The following is a 17949-nucleotide window of genomic DNA, read 5'->3' as shown; positions in this document are numbered from 1 at the left end:
GCTCATGTCTGTTGCGCACGGCGTGCATGCCCGCGAGCAGGCCGCGTCAGCGCATGCCGCCCGACGCAAGGACGATCTCGCCCGTCATCCACCCCGAGTCGTCCGACGCGAGAAATGAAACGATCGGCGCGATGTCCCGCACCTGGCCGATACGGCCAAGCGGTGTCTGGTCCGCGTTCCACGTTTCGAAGTCCGAGCCGATCACCGCGGCAGCATGGGTGCCCTCCGTTTCCACCAGGCCGGGGTTCACGGCATTGACCCGGATGCCGCGCGGGCCGAGCTCCCGCGAGAGCACGCCGGTGATGGCGTCGATGGCGCCTTTCGTGCCGCTGTAGATCGCACTTTCGGCCGGCAGGACGCGCGTCACGTTGGAACCGATGTTGACGATGCTGCCGCCTTTGCCGAGATGCGGCGCCGCGGCCCCGACGACCAGCAGCGGGCCGAGAACGTTGATGTCGAATTGCTCGCGGTAGCGCGCCTCGGTGGTCTCCTCGATCCTGGCGAACTGATAGACGCCGGCGTTGTTCACCACGATATCCAACCGTCCGAAATGGTCGACGGCTACGTTGACGAGCGCCTCGACCTCCGTCTCGTTCGTCACGTCGGCGCGCACCGCCAATGCCTGCCCACCGGCGGCCTGAATGTCCGCGACGACCTTTTCGGCATTGCTCGCGCTCGATGCGTAGTTGACGACGACCTGTGCGCCGTCGGCCGCCAGCTGGCGCGCGATGCCTGCGCCGATTCCTTTCGATGCTCCCGTCACGATCGCGACCTTGCCCTTCAACTTGTCCATGACTTCACGCTCCGCAGACGTTGGCCCCCGGCGGGGCGGTTCGGTTGATGAAAGTCACCATCGTGAGGCTCACACAATTGTTTGTGAATGGTCGTTCTTGTATATTTGGCGTACATTTTTGAACGACGATCCATCGCAATGGAATGGAGTGATGTCCGGGTCTTTCTGGCGGTCAAGCGGGGCGGATCTTTCGGTGCGGCAGCCCGAAGCCTGGGCGTGAGCCATCCGACGATCGGCCGCCGGATCAAGGCACTCGAGGATGAAGCCGGGCAGGCGTTGTTTCGCAGGACCGCGGATGGGCTCGTGCTCACGGACGCCGGGGATACCGTGCTGAGCCTGGCCGAAGCCATGGAAAACGCGGCGCTGGCCATGGAACGGCGTCTGGCCGGTAATCAAGACCGCCTCGAAGGCATCTTGCGTATATCGTGCGCGGAGTGGTTCGCCGGCTACGTGCTCGCGCCGGTTCTGGCGGAACTGGTGCGCCGTCATCCGGCCGTGGTGCCGGAAGTGATCGCGAGTTACCGATTGCTGAGCCTGTCACGCCGCGAGGCCGACCTGGCCTTCCGGATCGTTCCTTTCACCGAACCGGACATCGTTCAGCGCCGCCTGATGAGCGTTCCGTACGGTCTTTACGGCACGGCCGAAACCGTACGTGCGTTGCGGCATGATCCTGCTTCGGTGGGGTTGATCGTGATGAACACGGCGCAATCTCACTTCCCCGATGTCGCCTGGCTGCTCGACAGGTTCCCTCGGTCGCGGCGTGTCTTCACCAGCACGAGCCGCGCCGTTCAGGCCAGGATGTGTGGGGCAGGCATGGGCATGGCGGTCCTGCCACGGCCGCTGGGCGACGCGACATCGGCACTGCTGCGCATCGAAACGCCGGAGCCGCCACCGTCCAGAGACATATGGGTGGGTTATCACCATGACCTTCGGCATATGGATCGCTTGCGCGCGATGCTCGATATCGCCGATACGATGCTGAGCGAATCCCGGATTCAGATGTCGTAGCGCCAGCTCAATACAGATGTCGCATGTTTCATCGGCCTTTGCGTCATTCAGCGTTGAAGCACCGAGCCTGAAGCAGCAGGGCGCTTGCGTTTATCCACGGGCCTTGGCGGACCGCTGGTTCGATTCCGCTCGAGATGTAACCTGCAGAATTGCGGCATCCATGTCTGCCGCCTGAAACGGCGTGGCTCAGTTCACCCAGACACGCCCGACGCGCTCGTGGCTGATAAACCTTCGGCGGTCGCTGCCGGCGCGGAATCCACAAGCCAGCCTCCGTCATCAGCTTCCGGACCGTCTCCTTGGCCAGCCGAATGCCGTGACATTCCCAGCGCTTCTCGCAAGCCAGTGTCGGTCCGAAATCGGCGTAGCGATCACGGATGACCGATAGCGCCCGGTCGGCGGCTCCTGGGTCCAGCCGACGGTTGCCGGGCTTCGATCGGTGTCCCGATACCAAACCCGCCGCGCCATGTTCCCGAAGTCGGGCGACCAGCCGGCGAATCTGCCGGGTCGTCAGTTCCAGCCGTTCCGCTGCACGCCACGGCTTGAGCTTGCCATCCGCCACGTCCTGAATGACCTTGAATCGGTCCAGCTCGCGCATCGTCATCGTGATCCGCTCCGTTGCAGCCATCGCAGCCTCCGGCGCCGGACACCCGGCGGCCGAACAGCTTACGCGGCACGAAAGCGGACATTTCAATCTAGCCACTACAATCCAAACTGTCGATAATTCACGTTATGTAAAATCAAATACTGGATGACGGCTACCCCGTTTTCCCGCACGTCCCGACGATCTTCGATCGTGATAAATCCTTCCGACAAAGCGCTTAAGCAATTATCGGGCGCATGCCGTGCATGGCATGCGCCCGGTGACACGCGAAACCTGAAAAAATGCCCGCCGTAGCGGGCACACGCGACACGCGTCAGACGGCCATCACCGTGACCGACTTCGTGACGAGGTACGGCTCGAGCGCTTCCGGCCCGCCTTCCGACCCATAGCCCGAATCCTTCACGCCGCCGAACGGCATTTCCGGCCACGGCGTTGCCGGCTGGTTGATCCACAGCATCCCGACTTCCAGGCGCTGCGTGAGCAGATGCACGTTCGCGAACGAACGCGTGAACGCATAGCCGGCCAGCCCGAACGGCAGACGGTTCGCTTCGGCGATCGCGTCCTCGAGCTTGTCGAAGCCGCGAATCGCCGCGACCGGGCCGAACGGCTCGTTGTTGAACACGTCCGCTTCGAGCGGCACGTCCGCGATCACGGTCGGCGCGAAGAAGTTGCCTTCCGAGCCGATCCGCTCGCCGCCGGTTTCGATGCGCGCACCGACCTTGCGTGCGTTGTCGACGACCGACGCCATCGCGGTGAGGCGGCGCGGGTTCGCGAGCGCACCGAGCGTCGTGCCTTCCTCGAGACCGTTGCCGACCTTCAGCCCTTCCGCATGCTTGACCAGCGCACGCGTGAATTCGTCACGGATGCTGTTGTGCACGAGGAAGCGCGTGGGCGAAATGCAGACCTGCCCTGCGTTGCGGAACTTCGCACCGCCGGCGGCCTTCACCGCGAGCGCGACGTCGGCGTCTTCCGCGACGATCACCGGTGCGTGGCCGCCCAGCTCCATCGTCGCGCGCTTCATGTGCAGGCCGGCCAGCGAGGCAAGCTGCTTGCCGACCGGCGTCGAACCGGTGAACGTGACCTTGCGGATCACCGGATGCGGGATCAGGTACGACGAGATTTCGGCCGGATCGCCGTACACGAGGCCGATCACGCCGGCCGGCACGCCGGCGTCGACGAACGCGCGCAACAGCGCGGCCGGCGACGCGGGGGTTTCTTCCGGCGCCTTCACGAGGAACGAACAGCCGGTCGCGAGCGCCGCGCTCAGCTTGCGCACGACCTGGTTGACCGGGAAATTCCACGGCGTGAATGCGGCGACCGGGCCGACCGGTTCCTTCACGACCGTCTGCTGCGCGCCGAGGTTGCGCGGCGGCACGATCCGGCCGTACACACGGCGGCCTTCGTCCGCGAACCATTCGATGATGTCGGCGGCCGACAGCACTTCGACGCGTGCTTCGGTGAGCGGCTTGCCCTGCTCCTGCGTCATCAGCTGCGCGATCGCGTCGGCGCGTTCGCGCACGAGTGCGGCGGCCTTGCGCATCGTCGCCGCGCGCTCGTGCGCGGGCACCTTGCGCCACGTTTCGAAACCGCGCTGCGCGGCGGCGAGCGCACGGTCGAGATCGGCGATGCCCGCGTGGGCCACCTTGCCGATCGGCTTGCCGGTCGCCGGGTTCACGACGTCGATCGTCTTGCCGCTCGCGGCGTCGACCCACTCGCCGTCGATCAGCAGTTGCGTATCCGTATAAGTCACGTTAGCCATCCAGACACCCCTACATTGCGTCGATTGAAGGCGCGCTGCCGCGAACGGCCGCGCGCCGGTTGACAGAAAGAGCCAGGCCGCCGGGGCAGGCACGCACCCGGCGGTGTCGACGACAGGCGCGGCCCGCCGTCGTCCCGCATCGCGCCGCGCTCAGTGCGCGGCCGCCGTCGCCTTGCGGAGTTTCGCGACGTCCGCCGCCTGCACGGCCGGCGCGCCGTTGTTCCAGCCGGCGCGCATGAACGTCAGCACGTCGGCGATCTGCTGGTCGTTCAACTGGTTCGAGAACGCCGGCATCGGATAGGCGGACGGCACACCGCCGATCACGAGCGTGTCGCTGCCGTTCAGCGTCACGTTGATCAGCGACGATGCATCGGCCTCGAGCACGTTCGGATTGCCGGCGAGCGGCGCGAGCAGCGGCGCGTAGCCGCGCCCGTCCGCACCGTGGCAATGCAGGCAGTAAGCGTTATACACCTTCGCGCCCGGATCGGCTGCCGGCCGGCCCAGCGCCGCCTGCGTCGCCTTCGGATCGTAGCTGTATGGCGGCGCACCGGTGCCGCCTGCGGCCGGCAGCGATTTCAGGTAGCGCGACATCGCGGCCAGGTCGTCGTCCGTCAACGCCTGCGTGCTGTGGTTGATCACGCTCACCATCGAGCCGAACGCGGTCGCGTGACGGTTCGCGCCGGTCTTCAGGAACTGCGCGACCTCGGCCTCGTTCCAGCGGCCGAGCCCCGTATTGTGCTCGCCGGTCAGGTTCGACGCGAACCAGTTGTCGATCGACGCACCCGACAGGAACGCCGTGCCGCGTTCGTCGAGTGCCTTCTCCTGGAAGCCGACACCGCGCGGCGTGTGGCACGACCCGCAGTGCCCGAGCCCCTGCACGAGATAGGCGCCGCGGTTCCACATCGCGTCCTTGTCCGGCTTGTCGGCATAAGGCGTCGAGTCGAGGAACACCATGTTCCACAGCGCGAGCGGCCAGCGCATGTTGAGCGGCCAGGGAATGTCGGACGGCCGGTTCGCCTGCTTGACCGGCTCGACGCCGTGCATGAAGTACGCATACAGCGCCTTCACGTCGTCGTCCTTCAGCTTCGCGTACGACGGATACGGCATCGCCGGATACAGGTTGTGGCCGTCCTTCGCGACGCCCTTGCGCAGCGCGCCCGCGAACTCGGCTTCCGTATAGCCGCCGATGCCCGTCTCCGGATCGGGCGTGATGTTGGTCGTGTAGATCGCGCCCATCGGCGTGACCATCTTCAGGCCGCCCGCGAAGGGCGTACCGCGCGGCGCGGTGTGGCACGCAACGCAGTCGCCGGCTTTCGCGAGATAGGCGCCGCGCGCGACGAGCGCGCTGTCGGTCGGTGCCGTTTCCGCGGCATGCGCGGTCGTGCCGGCCAGCAGCGCGGACAATGCAAGCAGCGATACACTGAGCGTGTTCAGGGTGAGGTTTCGCATGGTCGTCGCCTCCCTCAAGCCGTCTTCAGCTGGTTGCCGACCGGCAGCTTGCGCAGCCGCGTGCCGGTCGCCGCGAAGATCGCGTTGGACAGCGCCGCCGCCGTCGCCGCCGTGCCCGGCTCGCCGATCCCGCCCGGCGCTTCGCCGCTCTTCACCAGATGGACCTCGATCGGCGGCGTTTCGTTGATCCGCATCATCCGGTAGTCGGTAAAGTTGCTCTGCATCACGCGGCCGTCCTCGATCGTGATCTCGCCGTACAGCGCGCCCGTGATCCCGAAGATGATGCCGCCCTGCACCTGCGCCTCGATCGTGTTCGGATTGACGACCATCCCGCAATCGACCGCGCACACGGCGCGCTTGACCTGCACCTCGCCGCCGTCCACCGCGACGTCGATGACGATCGAGAAGAAGCTGCCGAACGCGTGCATCACCGACACGCCCCGCCCCTGCCCCTTCGGCAACGACGCGCCCCAGCCGGCCGCCTTCGTCGCGACGTCGAGCACGTTGCGTGCGCGCGGCGTCTTGTCGAGCAGCGCGCGGCGATATTGCACGGGGTCGGTCTTGGTCTGCGCGGCGAGTTCGTCGATGAAGCTCTCGACGACGAACGTGCCTCGAGTCGGCCCGACGCCGCGCCAGAACGCGGTCGGTACGTGGCGCGGCTCCTGGCGCACGTAGTCGACGAGCTGGTTCGGCAGGTCGTACGGCAGTTCGGCCGCGACCTCGACCGCGTCGGGATCGACGCCGTTCTGGAATGCGGGCGGCGCGAAGCGTGCCATGATCGACGAACCGACGATCCGGTGCTGCCATGCGACGGGCTTGCCGTTCGCGTCGAGGCCGGCCGAAATCTTGTCGTAGTAGCACGGCCGGTACATGTCGTGCTGAACGTCTTCCTCGCGCGTCCAGATCACCTTCACCGGCGCGTTGACCTGCTTGCCGACCTTCACGGCCTGGCCGATCATGTCGGTCTCGAGCCGACGCCCGAAGCCGCCGCCGAGCAGATGGTTGTGCACGACGATCTTGTCGGGCGACAGGCCCGTGAGTTGCTGCGCGGTGTCAACCGCGCGCGTCGGCACCTGCGTGCCGACCCAGATCTCGCAGCCGTCGCCGCGCACGTGCACCGTGCAGTTCACCGGCTCCATCGTCGCGTGCGCGAGCAACGGCTGTTCGTAGACGGCGTCGACACGCGTCTTCGCGTTCGCGAATGCCTTGCCGACGTCCCCTTCCTTGCGTGCGACCGCGCCCTTGCCGTTCGCCGCCGCCTGCGCGAGATCCGCGAACAGATCCTTGGTCGACACCTTCGCGCCCGCGCCCTCGTTCCACTTCACGACGAGTGCCGATGCGCCGCGCTTCGCGGCCCACGTATGATCGCCGACCACCGCGACCGCGTTGTCGACGCGCACGACCTGGCGCACGCCGGGAATCTTTTTCGCGACCGTATCGTCGACGCTCGCGACCGTGCCGCCGAATACCGGGCTGTTCACGATCACCGCGTACAGCATGCCGGGCAGGCGCACGTCGAGCCCGAACTGCGCGGTGCCGTCGACCTTCTCCGGCGAGTCGAGGCGCTTCGCGGGCGTGCCGATCAGCTTGAAATCCTCGGGCTTCTTCAGGACGACGTCCTTCGGCACCGGCAGTTTCGCCGCGGCGTCGGCCAACTGGCCGTACGATGCGCGCCGGCCGCTGGGCGGATGCTGCACTTCGCCGTTCGCCGCGCGGCAGGTGGCCGGATCGACGTTCCATTGTTTCGCGGCCGCCGAAACCAGCAGCGTGCGCGCGGTGGCGCCCGCGCGACGCATCGGTTCCCACGCGTAGCGCACCGACGTCGAGCCGCCGGTGAGCTGGCCGCCGAGCAGCGGATCCATGAACAGTTTCTCGTTCGGCGGCGCGTGGTCGAGCGTCACGTTCGACAGCGGCACTTCGAGCTCCTCGGCGATCAGCATCGGCAGCGCCGTATAGACACCCTGCCCCATCTCGACTTTCGGCATCACCAGCGTGACCTTGCCGGCACGGTCGATCTGCACGAACGCGTTCGGCGCGAACACGCCGGGCTGCGCCGGTTCGGCCGCGTCACCGCCGATCACCGAGCGCCGCGCATCGTCGCCCGCCGCCGGCAGGCTGAAGCCGAGCAGCAATCCGCCGCCGGCCGCCGCGCCAAGCGACATGCCGAGTTTGAGGAACGAACGGCGCGACACGCCCGCGCCGGCCCGACCTGCTTCGATCAATCCTCGCGACATGTCAGGCCTCCTTCGCGGCTTGCTTCACGGCCGCGCGAATCCGGTTGTACGTGCCGCAGCGGCAGATATTGCCGGCCATCGCCGCGTCGATGTCGGCGTCGCTCGGGTTGGGGTTCGACGCGATCAGCGCGGTGGCCGCCATCACCTGCCCCGACTGGCAGTAGCCGCACTGGACGACGTCGAGCTCGCGCCATGCCTGCTGGACCTTGTGGCCGGCCGGCGTCGCGCCGACGGCTTCGATCGTCGTGATCTTGCGGCCCGCGACGGCCGCGACCGGCAGGACGCACGAACGCGCGGCGACGCCGTCGAGATGCACGGTGCACGCGCCGCATTGCGCGATTCCGCAGCCGAACTTGGTGCCGGTCAGGCCGACGACGTCGCGCAGTACCCAGAGCAAGGGCATGTCGTCGGGGGCGTCGACCGTGCGGGTTTCGCCGTTGATGTTGAGGGTGACCATTCAGCCTCCGGGCCGGTGTATTGGGGAAGCGGCGCGAACGACGTTGCGCCGTGTTTTCTTCATGTCCGCTGCGTGGTGCGCAACGGATGCCGCGCGGCCCTGATGGGGGCGAGCCGCGTGGGGGTACTGCATCGTTACTCGGCCACGTCGATGCCCGACAGCACCTTGATGACCGGCGGCGCCGTGAACCAGTCGGCCGACTTCACACGGAATTCGCCGAAATACGGGCTCGCGAGGTGCGCGTCGAACGCGGCCTGGTCGTCGTAGATCTCGTACAGGTGCAGGTTCGGCGAGCCGTCCTGTTCGCGGAACAGGTCGTAGCGCCGGTTGCCCGGTTCGGTACGCGTCTTCGCGACCATGCTGCGCAGTTCGGCCTCGGCGGCCTGCGCATGTTCGGGTTTCACGAACAGCGAAGCGATTACGTGAAGCGCCATGTCGTCACTCCTTTGGAAACGGAATCGAGCATGCCACAAGCTGGCGGCGCGCGACGCCAGCGTGCAACGCATGCGGGTGGTCGTACCGCGAGATCAAGCCAGTTCGTCCGGGCCGACGCGCACGACGACCTTGCCGAAATTCTTGCCGGCAAGCAAGCCGATCAGGGCTTCCGGTGCGTCGGCAAGCTCGGGAACGACGTCCTCGCGCGTCTTCACCTTGCCCTGCGCGACCCACTCGCTCATGTCCTTCAGGAATGGCGCATAGCCGGTCGCATAGTGATCGAGGATGATGAAACCCTGCATCCGGATGCGCTTGCGCAGGATCGTGCCCATCAGCGCCGGCACGCGATCGCGGCCGGTCGACACGGCCTTGTCGTCGTATGCCGTGTCGTTGTAATGCGCAATGATCCCGCAGACGGGCACGCGCGCATGGTCGTTCAGCAGCGGCCAGACCGCGTCGAACACCGCGCCGCCCACGTTCTCGAAATAGACGTCGATGCCGTTCGGGCACGCGTCCTTCAGCTTCGCGGCGAACGCCGGATCGCGATGGTCGACGCATGCGTCGAAGCCGAGCGTGCCGGTCACGTACGCGCACTTGTCGGCGCCGCCCGCGACGCCGACCACGCGGCAGCCCTTCAGCTTCGCGATCTGGCCGACCACTGCGCCGACCGCGCCGCTCGCTGCCGCGACGACCACCGTCTCGCCGGCTTTCGGCTCGCCGATCTTCAGCAACCCCGTGTACGCGGTGAAGCCCGGCATGCCGAGCACGCCGAGGGCAAACGACGGATGCGCGAAATCGCGGCCGAGCGGGATCAGGTCGCGTCCGTCCGACAGCGCATAGTCCTGCCAGCCGGCTCCGGCGACGACGAGATCGCCTTCGCGGAAGGCAGGCAGGTTCGACGTTACGACTTGGCTGACCGTGCCGCCGACCATCGGCTGGCCGAGCTCGGCAGGCGGCGCGTAGGACGGCGTGTCGTTCATCCGGCCGCGCATGTACGGATCGAGCGACAACCAGATCGTGCGCAGCAGCACCTGGCCGGCGCCCGGCGTCGGCACGTCGCCGGTTTCGGCGCGGAAGTTGTCCGGTGTCGGGGCGCCGACCGGGCGCGAATTCAGGATGATCTGGCGGTTTGTGGTCTTGCTTTGCGGCATGTGGGCCTCCGTCGACAGGAATGAAGGTGCTTCGTGAGCACGATCGGATCAGGGGTGGATCAGCAGAAGATGCGCGCCGGCGTTCACGCCGGCGTGGGCGCACACGGGCGGTTGGGACAATCGGGACAGCGTAACGCGGCGTGAAGCATTCGTCATGCGGATTTGAGTAGACCAGTCGTCTAGAATCAGGGCAAAAACAAGGCGCGCGGAAGCGCGCCCGGCTTACGACGGCGCACCGCCCTGCGCGGCCGGCGGCAGGTTCAGCATGCGCCGCGTTTCGACCATCGCTCTTTCGAGCGGCTGGCGGTTGCGGTGAATCTTTTCCAGCAGCGTCGCGCCCAGCCACAGCTCGTACAGGATCGCGGCCGTGTACGCCGGATCGTCGACCGCGCGCAGCGAGCCGTCGGCCAGCCCGGCCTCGATGCCGCCCGCGAGCCGTTCGATGATCTGGCTCGTGCCGCGTCGCAGCACCGCACGCATCGCCTCCGACAGGTCCGACACTTCCGCGCCGAGTTTCACCGCAAGGCACTTGCCTTCCGGATCGTCCGCGCACTGCGTGTGCAGCCAGTTGCCCCAGTACGTCATCAGGCGCTCGGCGCCGGTGCCGGCCTGCTGCTTGAGCAGGTTGTCGAGATGCGCGAGATAGCCTTCGAAATACGATTCGAGCAGCGCTTCGCCGAATGCCTCTTTCGAGCCGAAGTAATGGTAGAACGAGCCCTTCGGGATGCCCGCCGCAGCGAGAATCTCGTTCAGACCGACCGCCGAAAACCCCTTGTGGAGCATGATCGGCTTCGCGATATTCAGGATGTGCTGGCGAACTTCCGCGCCTGAAGATGCATTCATGATGGCGTATGGTAGCAACGATTAGACCGGTCGTCTAGCGACGTCGAACCGGCATGTTGAGCGGCACTTTACCCGATCCCCGGCGCGCGCCCAATGCCCGGCGGCGTTCCCCCCCGCCACGGCGTGCGCGGCGTCACACGGGCGACTCGGTTTCGTCGCAGGCGTTTCATCGATCTCCCGCTTAAATACGCGCGGCGCAAGTGCCGGCGGTGGCCCAACAGCAGCCGGCATTGCACACGTGTGCAATGCGCCGGACCGTCGTTGCCTCCTCTCGAACCCGTGACCAGGAACGCCCCATGACCGCCTCGAAACCCGCTCGCCCGCCCGCGCCGACCCGCCGGCGCTTCATCCAGCGCGGCGCCGCGCTGACCCTGTCGCCGCTCGTCGGCACGCTGGCCGCTTGCGGCGGCGACGGCAACACGACATCCGCGCCGTCGTTGGCCGCGACCGGCGGCGCGAATCCGGCCGCGCGCAGCTACGGCATCGCCGACCGCTCGATCACGATCAACGTCACCAATGCGATCCCGTCGACGTCGCTCGCGTTCGGCAATGCGGCGAGCCAGAGCGGCTCGACGCCGCAGGCATCGCAAGCGTTGGTCGCAACCGGGCAATCGACGGCCGTCCGCGCATCGAACAGCTGGGGCGATTGCACGGGGTCGTTCAGCCTCGCCGGCGGCGACGCGTCGTTCGCGATTGCCTACACGCATCCGTTCGGCTCGCAGCCGACCACCGTCGGCGTCACGCCGTCGGCCGGCTACGTGTCGGGCGCCGACGCCGCGACGTTTCCCGGCCACGACTCGGTCGCGAATCTCACCTTGTATCGGGGCGTCGCGACCGCGAACGGCGCATGGGTCGTCCCGCTCGCGCAACTCGCGACGCCGCCGTCCAACAACTGCCAGGATTTCGCGAACAGCATGTTCGGCAGCGGCGTGCGCACAGCCGCGGCCATCCAGTCTGCGTACCAGGGCACCGGGCCGCTCGGCTATGTGCCGCCTGCCGACTTCACCGGCGGCCAGCTCGCAGGCTTCGTCGCGCAATGGGTGCAGCGCTGGCAGAAAGGCGTGTCGTACACCGTGCTGCCCGGCGCCGATGCGCAGCTCGTCGATGCGCTGAAGCAGTACGTGTCGAGCGCGTCGAACGCCGGCCCGCTGACGATGTGGGTGCCGCAGATCGCGTGGCAGGCCGGCACGGATCCGGCGGTTTTCTCGCTGACGGGCTATCGCGCGTTTCCGTTCGTCGACGCGCAGGGCAACTGGGTCGCGGCGACGTTGTCCGCGTTCCTGACACTGCTGGCGGCCGGTTCGCACCTCGTCGCGATCAGCGCGACGAGCGATCTGCCGGCGGGCGTCACGATGCAGGCGTTCGACAGCTTCATGGGCGCGAGCGGGCTGACGACGTCGACGGATATCGGCAATTCGCACTATGCGTCGGTCGTGAACACGACGGGCCGTTACTACCTGAGCGTCGGCAACGATTTCGCGCCGATGAACTGCGGGCTGATCCTGTCGTTCCTGTACGGGCGCACCGTGAACAACCTGCTCGCGGGTGCCGGTACGTACAACACGTTCATCCAGCTCGAAGGATGGCAGGCAGGCGGCTCACGTCACAACGCCGACTACGCGACGTATCAGCAGACGCTGTGGAACATCTCGACGTACGGCGCGTCCGCGTACAGCGAGAAGCGCGCGACGTCGATCTTCCTCGCGCCGGCCGGCTGGACGCCGCAGGTCTACCAGACGACGCGGATGATGCCGTACGTCGGCGCCTATGCGCAGTCGAACGGTACGCCGCAGGGCTGGCTGAATACGTCGCTCGTGACGATTCCGGCCGATGCGCCGCCGTTGCCGTCTCGGTATGTGACGAGTTGAGCGGAGTCGGGAGCGAGCTGTTTCGCGTTCGAATGCGTTGCGTTGCGTTGCGTTGCGTCGGGGCGGGCCGGCTGCCGGCCGGCGCTCGAGGCGTGCGTCGAAATCGGTCGGCACATGCTCGCGGGTAGGCGGTCAACCCGCCGCTTCGCCGGTGCGCTTTCTCGTGCGGGCCTTCCGCTCTTCCCGCTGCGCGGCAGGTTCCGTCTTGACGCCGCGCAGCGGCGCCCGGCGGGCGAGTACCGCCATCTCGCGCCGCAACGTATCCAGTTCCTTGACGCGTGCCGCATCGGTCGCCTGCGCGCCGTCGAGTTGCCCCTGAAGCACGCCGCAACGATGCAGCGCGTCGCCGAGTTGCGTCTGCAGGTCGGCGATGTCCTTTCGGTGCCGCGCATCGCGTTGCTCCATGCGCGATGCGGTCGCGTCGAGTTCCTTTTGCAATCGCGCGGCCGCGAGCCGCTCGCGATCGATCTCCTGAAGCGCCCGTTTTTCCGACGCGCGCAGGCGTTCCTCGGCGCGGCCCGCGTCGTCGCGCAACCGGTCGAGCTGGGTCGTGAAATCCGCACGTGCCTGCGCGAGTGCGCGGTCGGCTTCCGTGTTGTCGGCCTTCAGGCGTTCGATATCCGCTTGCAGCGCTTGCCGCGAGGCTTCGTCGGCCGCCCTCGCCTGCTCCAGTTCCTGAATGCGTACCTGCGCAGCCAGCAACGCAGCCGTGCGTTGCTCCAGCGCGGTTTCGGTGCGGGCCAGCTCGGCCTGCCGCGTCGTGACCTCCGCTTTCGCCGCGGCGCGCTCTGCTTCGACTTCCGCGCGCAGCGCATCGAGCGCGGCAGCGGCATCGGTGCTCGACCGGCTCCATAGTGCGGCGACTAGCTCGCCGGCTGCCGCCTGCAGATCGGCCGGCAAATCGGGATGCTCGATGCGCACGCGGCTCTTCTCCCGCAGCTCGGCCCAAAACTCGCCGAGGACGGCCGTCGGCGTGCTCATGCTGCCCTTGCGGACGAGCTGATACAGGCGGTTTGCCGTAGGCGTGATGCCGAAGCGGAAGAACAGCAGCGCGCAGGCTTCGCGGTAGAGCTCGCGGGTTTTCGGGAAGTCGGCCTTGAGGCGCTCGATTTCGGCGTTCAAGCGTGGTTCGTCGGCAGCGAGGTCGGACATGGCGGTGTTCGTCGGAAATTTTGTAAATAATATAACGTAAACCGTTAAATATCAAATCAATCACGGACTTTAATTTGACATTATTTCTATAATGTTGAATTCAGTCGGCGTCGCTCTCCTGTTCGATATCGCGGCACATGATCGACTGCCCCGCTTTCGCCTTGCCCAGGCTGCATGGCAAACACGCTGCTACAGCTGCGCTGGAAAGCCGGCCGCCCTGCCTTGCGGTGTCAACTGAAAAACCGAAGATCGCGGAACCCGGCCGATGCACGCGCAGTGCAGACCGGTGATGCCGCATCGACTGTCATGGATCTGCCACCGTCGACCGGTAGCGTTCGGGGCTGACCCACGCTATCGACAGACGAATCCGCCATTCAGCGCACGTCTCGCGCCACGCCCCATCTTTATGCGGCCACGTCGCGCGCCCTCGCCGTCAGCCTCGCGATCAACCTGATGCTGCTCGCCGCCGAAACGGCCGCGGCGTGGTCCGCGCATTCGTCGGGGCTGCTCGCGGATGTCGCGCATGCCGCGATCGACCTCGCGGCCGATGCGCTGATCCTCGTCGCATGCCGGCTCGACGCACGCCTGCCGCCGGAGCGGCGTCCGACCTACGAACCGCTCGCGCTCGCGGGCCTCGGCGCGCTGCTCGTCGCGACCGGCGCGCAGATGATCTGGCAGGCGATGAACCGGTTCGATGCGCCACCCGTCGTGCAGCCGGGTGCGGCGACGCTCGCGCTCGTTGCCGTCACGCTCGTCGGCAAGGCCGCGTTGTCGCACTGGATGCTGCGCAAGGCGCGCGAGACCGGTTCCGCGCTGCTCGAGGCAACCGGCTGGCATGTGCGTACCGATGCGCTGTCGTCGTTGCTGGCGGCGCTCGCGATGAGCGCGGCGCTGGTCGGCTTCGCCCGCCTTGACGACGTGGCCGCGCTCGCGATCGGCGCGCTCGTGATCCGCACGGGCGTCGGATTCGTCCGGCGCGGCTGCGCGCAATGGCCGGCGCTCGTCGGGTGGGCGAATCGATCGACGCGCGGATCGTGAACGCGGCGGGGTGAACGTCCGATACATGCCCTCGGCGGCACGGAATGAAGAAGAGGCTCGCACGGTGCGAGCCTCTTTTGCAGAAGGCCGTCGCCACCGCGCAATTCACGACCCCTCGCCCGATGCCGATAGCCCGGCCACTTCCCCGAGCGGCACCGCACTTCCGAGCGGAATCCGCATGAGCGTTGCCTGCCGCGTGACACCCGTCTTCGAAAAGATCGCGCGCGGGTGCGTGCGCGCCGTGTGCTCCGGCGCCTGACCGCTCAGCCGGCGGCGCGCGCGCGGGCGAGCGCCGCGAGGTTTCCTTCGCCGAACCCGTGGTGCCCCTGGCGCTGCACGATCTCGAAGAAGATCTCGCCGCGCCGGCGCTTCACGAAGGTCTGGAAGAACAGCTTCGGCACGCCGTCGCTGCCGATCTCGCCGTCGACCAGCACCGCACGGCGGCGCAGCGCATCGAGATCGACGCCGTGCCCCGGCAGCCGCGCATCGACGTCGTCGTAATAGCGCGCGGGCGGCTCGATGAATTCGACGCCGTTCGCACGCAGCGCATCGACGCACGACAGGATGTCGTCGGTGGCCAGCGCGACGTGCTGCACGCCCTCACCCGGATGATCGGGCAGATACGCGTGCATCAGCTCGGTGCGCCGCGTGCCTTCCTCGTAGACCGGAATCCGCACCGCGCCGCACGGCGACACCATCACACGCGATTCCTCGGACACATGCCAGTGGGCATCGATTTCGTGGATCTCGCGAAAATGCAGCAGATCATGGTAGAAATCCAGCCACTCCCGCATGCGCCCGGCGCCGACGGTTTGCGTGAAGTGGTCGACCTGCTGCAGGCCGACGCCGACGCAGTCGAGATCGGTGTGCGCGGTGGCGATGTCGATCGGCCGGAAATCGATGTCGAAGATCGAGATGTCGCCGACGCCGCCGCGCTGGCCGCCCCGCCCGCGCCAGCGGTCGACGAAATACAGGTGCGAATCGCCGATGCCCTGGATCGCCGGGATCTTCAGCTCGCCCACGCCGACCTTTTCACCCTCGAACGCCCACGCGCCGAGCTCGATCGCGCGTTCGAACGCGCGCCGGGCGCTCGCCACCCGCAACCCGATCGCGCAGACGCCCATCCCGTATTCCTCCGCATAGCGCGCGGCGAACGAATCAGGCTCGGCATTGATCAGGAAGTGCATCTGCCCCTGCCGGTACAGCGTGACGTTCTTGCTGACGTGGCGTGCAATCGCCTTGAACCCGAGCTGCTCGAAGCGCTGCGCGAGCGCCTCCGGCACGGGCGCAGCGAATTCGACGAATTCGAGGCCGGCCATTCCGAGCGGATTGGCGGCCGGATCGGCAACGGGCGGCGTATCGCTGGGCAGGGGGTGGGAATTGCCGGGCATTCCAGTCTCCGGGGGCATGCGGTCGATGGGGATGGCGCCCGTCGCGTGCGGCGTGCGCGGCTGATGGTGGGCCACGCATCCGCGCCGAACGGGCGAATTGTCGATGCTGCAGATTTTAACCAGATCGTTCACGACGGCACACCCTGGCCGCACGGGATATCGTCACGACGCCTAGTGCAAACCCGAAAAGCGTTCGATAATCGCACGAATTTGAACGATAATCGCGCATTTCGTCCGTTTGGCCAATTGCCGCCATGCGGCGCGCACCCTATTCTCCGTTCACCCATCGACTTCAATGCAGCATCGAACGCGGCGCCGCCACGATTCCACGATGCGCCGTGCCAGGAGACACCGCCATGACCCCAACCTTCGACACCCTCGACGCCGCGGCCGGCGCCCGAGCCCGCAACCAGGCCCGCAAGGCCGCGATCGGCAGCTTCGTCGGCGCCGTCGTCGACTGGTACGACTTCCTGCTGTACGGGATCGTCGCCGCGCTGGTATTCAATTCCGAGTTCTTCCCGAAAGTCAGTCCGACGATGGGCACGCTCGCGGCGTTCGCGACGTTCGGCGTCGGCTTCCTGTTCCGGCCGCTCGGCGGCGTCGTGTTCGGTCACTACGGCGACCGGCTCGGGCGCAAGCGGATGCTGGTGCTGACCGTGATGCTGATGGGGCTGTCGACGGTCGCGATCGGCCTGCTGCCGACATTCGCGACGATCGGCTGGTGGGCGCCCGTGCTGCTGGTGCTGATGCGCGCGATCCAGGGTTTCGCGGTCGGCGGCGAATGGGGTGGCGCGGCGCTGATGGCCGTCGAGAGCGCGCCCAAGCAAAAGAAGGCGTTCTACAGCAGCGGCGTGCAGGTCGGCTACGGTGTCGGCCTCGTGCTGGCAACGGGCATCGTGTCGATCCTGAGTCATACGCTCGGCGAGGCCGCGTTCAAGTCGTGGGGCTGGCGCCTGCCGTTCGTGTTCAGCATCGTGCTGGTGCTGATCGGGCTGTGGGTCCGCAAGAACATGGACGAGTCGCAGGAGTTCGTCGAGAAGGTCGAGCACGGCAATCGCAAGCTTCGCCTGCCGGTGCTGGAAGCACTGACGCGCCATCCGAAGGCGTTCCTGCTGATCATCGCGCTGCGGCTCGCCGAACTGTTCACGATGTATATCGTCACCGCGTTCGCGCTCAGCTATTCGACGACGAACCTCGGCATGTCGCGCGACCTGTTCCTGAACATCGGCCTGCTGGTCGGCGCGGTGAGCTGCGTGACGATCCCGTGCTTCGCGTGGCTGGCGGACCGTTACGGCCTGCGCCGGATCTACCTGATCGGCGCGCTGATCGGGCTGGCGTCCGCGGTGCCGTTCTTCGTCGCGCTGGAGGCGCGGTCGATCGCCTGGATCGTGATCTTCTCGATCCTGTTGGCGAACGCCGCGCACGACATGGTCGTAAGCGTCCAGCAGCCGCTGTTCACCGAGCTGTTCGGCGCCGAGTACCGCTATAGCGGCGCGGGTGTCGGCTACCAGTTCGCGAGCGTCGTCGGCGGCGGGTTCACACCGTTCATCGCGGTCGGCCTCGTCAGCCTGGCCGGCGGTTCGTGGCACCTGGTCGCAGGCTATCTCGCGGTGGGCTGCCTGATCTCGCTGGTGGTCGCCGCGCGAATGCGCGCGGCGCGGTGATGGAATGAGTGCGTGGCCGGCCCGACTCGCTGCCGGCCATTTTTCGTGCGTCGGCGGGCAATCGACCGCCGTATCGCGGGCCAACGTCAAACACCGTCAATCGCGC

The 17949-nt window shown here is 67.1% G+C and carries 14 protein-coding genes and 1 pseudogene; 4 read left to right on the top strand and 11 right to left on the bottom strand.

The genetic code is table 11. The annotated features are described in order from the left end of the window. Window positions 1-46 precede the first annotated feature (46 nt). Window positions 47-793 (bottom strand): glucose 1-dehydrogenase, encoded by a 747-nt coding sequence (locus AC1VVG_RS27145; RefSeq protein WP_482836808.1) that lies wholly within the window; start codon window positions 791-793, stop codon window positions 47-49. Window positions 794-931: 138 nt separating this feature from the next. Between AC1VVG_RS27145 and AC1VVG_RS27140 the strand changes: the two genes are divergently transcribed. Further along, window positions 932-1801 carry a LysR family transcriptional regulator gene (locus tag AC1VVG_RS27140; protein WP_034191382.1) on the top strand — a complete coding sequence of 290 codons (870 nt, stop codon included), beginning with the start codon at window positions 932-934 and terminating at the stop codon, window positions 1799-1801. Window positions 1802-1961: 160 nt separating this feature from the next. Here the strand turns inward: AC1VVG_RS27140 and AC1VVG_RS27135 are convergent. From AC1VVG_RS27135 to AC1VVG_RS27100, 8 genes and pseudogenes are all read right to left on the bottom strand, one after another. Beyond that, window positions 1962-2426, bottom strand: a pseudogene (locus tag AC1VVG_RS27135) (helix-turn-helix domain-containing protein); the annotation flags it as partial. A 289-nt stretch (window positions 2427-2715) separates the two neighbouring features. Further along, window positions 2716-4161: an NAD-dependent succinate-semialdehyde dehydrogenase gene (locus AC1VVG_RS27130; RefSeq protein WP_034191383.1), complete on the bottom strand. Its 1446-nt coding sequence runs from the start codon at window positions 4159-4161 to the stop codon at window positions 2716-2718. Window positions 4162-4311: 150 nt separating this feature from the next. Beyond that, window positions 4312-5610 carry a c-type cytochrome gene (locus tag AC1VVG_RS27125; RefSeq protein ID WP_482836805.1) on the bottom strand — a complete coding sequence of 433 codons (1299 nt, stop codon included), beginning with the start codon at window positions 5608-5610 and terminating at the stop codon, window positions 4312-4314. 14 nt (window positions 5611-5624) lie between these two features. Beyond that, window positions 5625-7844 (bottom strand): xanthine dehydrogenase family protein molybdopterin-binding subunit, encoded by a 2220-nt coding sequence (locus AC1VVG_RS27120; protein ID WP_034191385.1) that lies wholly within the window; start codon window positions 7842-7844, stop codon window positions 5625-5627. A gap of 1 nt (window position 7845) precedes the next feature. Next, window positions 7846-8301: a (2Fe-2S)-binding protein gene (locus AC1VVG_RS27115; protein WP_021162722.1), complete on the bottom strand. Its 456-nt coding sequence runs from the start codon at window positions 8299-8301 to the stop codon at window positions 7846-7848. 134 nt (window positions 8302-8435) lie between these two features. Next, entirely contained in the window at window positions 8436-8735 is a 300-nt protein-coding gene (locus tag AC1VVG_RS27110) for a putative quinol monooxygenase (RefSeq protein WP_034191386.1), read from the bottom strand. 93 nt (window positions 8736-8828) lie between these two features. Then, a complete protein-coding gene (locus tag AC1VVG_RS27105; protein ID WP_059556529.1) occupies window positions 8829-9887 on the bottom strand; it encodes an NADP-dependent oxidoreductase in 1059 nt (352 codons plus the stop codon). A 222-nt stretch (window positions 9888-10109) separates the two neighbouring features. Next, entirely contained in the window at window positions 10110-10730 is a 621-nt protein-coding gene (locus tag AC1VVG_RS27100; protein WP_034191388.1) for a TetR/AcrR family transcriptional regulator, read from the bottom strand. Between the two features lie 296 nt (window positions 10731-11026). Here AC1VVG_RS27100 and AC1VVG_RS27095 point away from each other — a divergent pair, with 296 nt between their 5' ends. After that, window positions 11027-12598: a hypothetical protein gene (locus tag AC1VVG_RS27095; RefSeq protein WP_482836804.1), complete on the top strand. Its 1572-nt coding sequence runs from the start codon at window positions 11027-11029 to the stop codon at window positions 12596-12598. Between the two features lie 132 nt (window positions 12599-12730). Here the strand turns inward: AC1VVG_RS27095 and AC1VVG_RS27090 are convergent, their stop codons facing one another. Beyond that, a complete protein-coding gene (locus AC1VVG_RS27090; protein ID WP_482836803.1) occupies window positions 12731-13750 on the bottom strand; it encodes a DNA-binding protein in 1020 nt (339 codons plus the stop codon). Window positions 13751-14122: 372 nt separating this feature from the next. On the opposite strand from AC1VVG_RS27090, the gene AC1VVG_RS27085 reads away from it, so the two are divergent. Then, window positions 14123-14788, top strand: coding sequence for a cation diffusion facilitator family transporter (locus AC1VVG_RS27085; RefSeq protein ID WP_482837222.1), 666 nt, complete (start codon window positions 14123-14125; stop codon window positions 14786-14788). 263 nt (window positions 14789-15051) lie between these two features. On the opposite strand, the gene AC1VVG_RS27080 is transcribed toward AC1VVG_RS27085, so the two are convergent. Next, window positions 15052-16179: a 4-hydroxyphenylpyruvate dioxygenase family protein gene (locus tag AC1VVG_RS27080; RefSeq protein ID WP_482836802.1), complete on the bottom strand. Its 1128-nt coding sequence runs from the start codon at window positions 16177-16179 to the stop codon at window positions 15052-15054. Between the two features lie 356 nt (window positions 16180-16535). On the opposite strand from AC1VVG_RS27080, the gene shiA reads away from it, so the two are divergent. After that, complete coding sequence (gene shiA, locus AC1VVG_RS27075) at window positions 16536-17843, top strand: shikimate transporter (RefSeq protein WP_034191393.1); 1308 nt, start codon at window positions 16536-16538, stop codon at window positions 17841-17843. The last annotated feature ends 106 nt before the right edge of the window (window positions 17844-17949 follow it).

This window comes from Burkholderia sp. L-4 (assembly GCF_056856535.1).
Note: the sequence above shows the minus strand (reverse complement) of the source record. Positions and strands in the feature narration are given on the sequence as shown.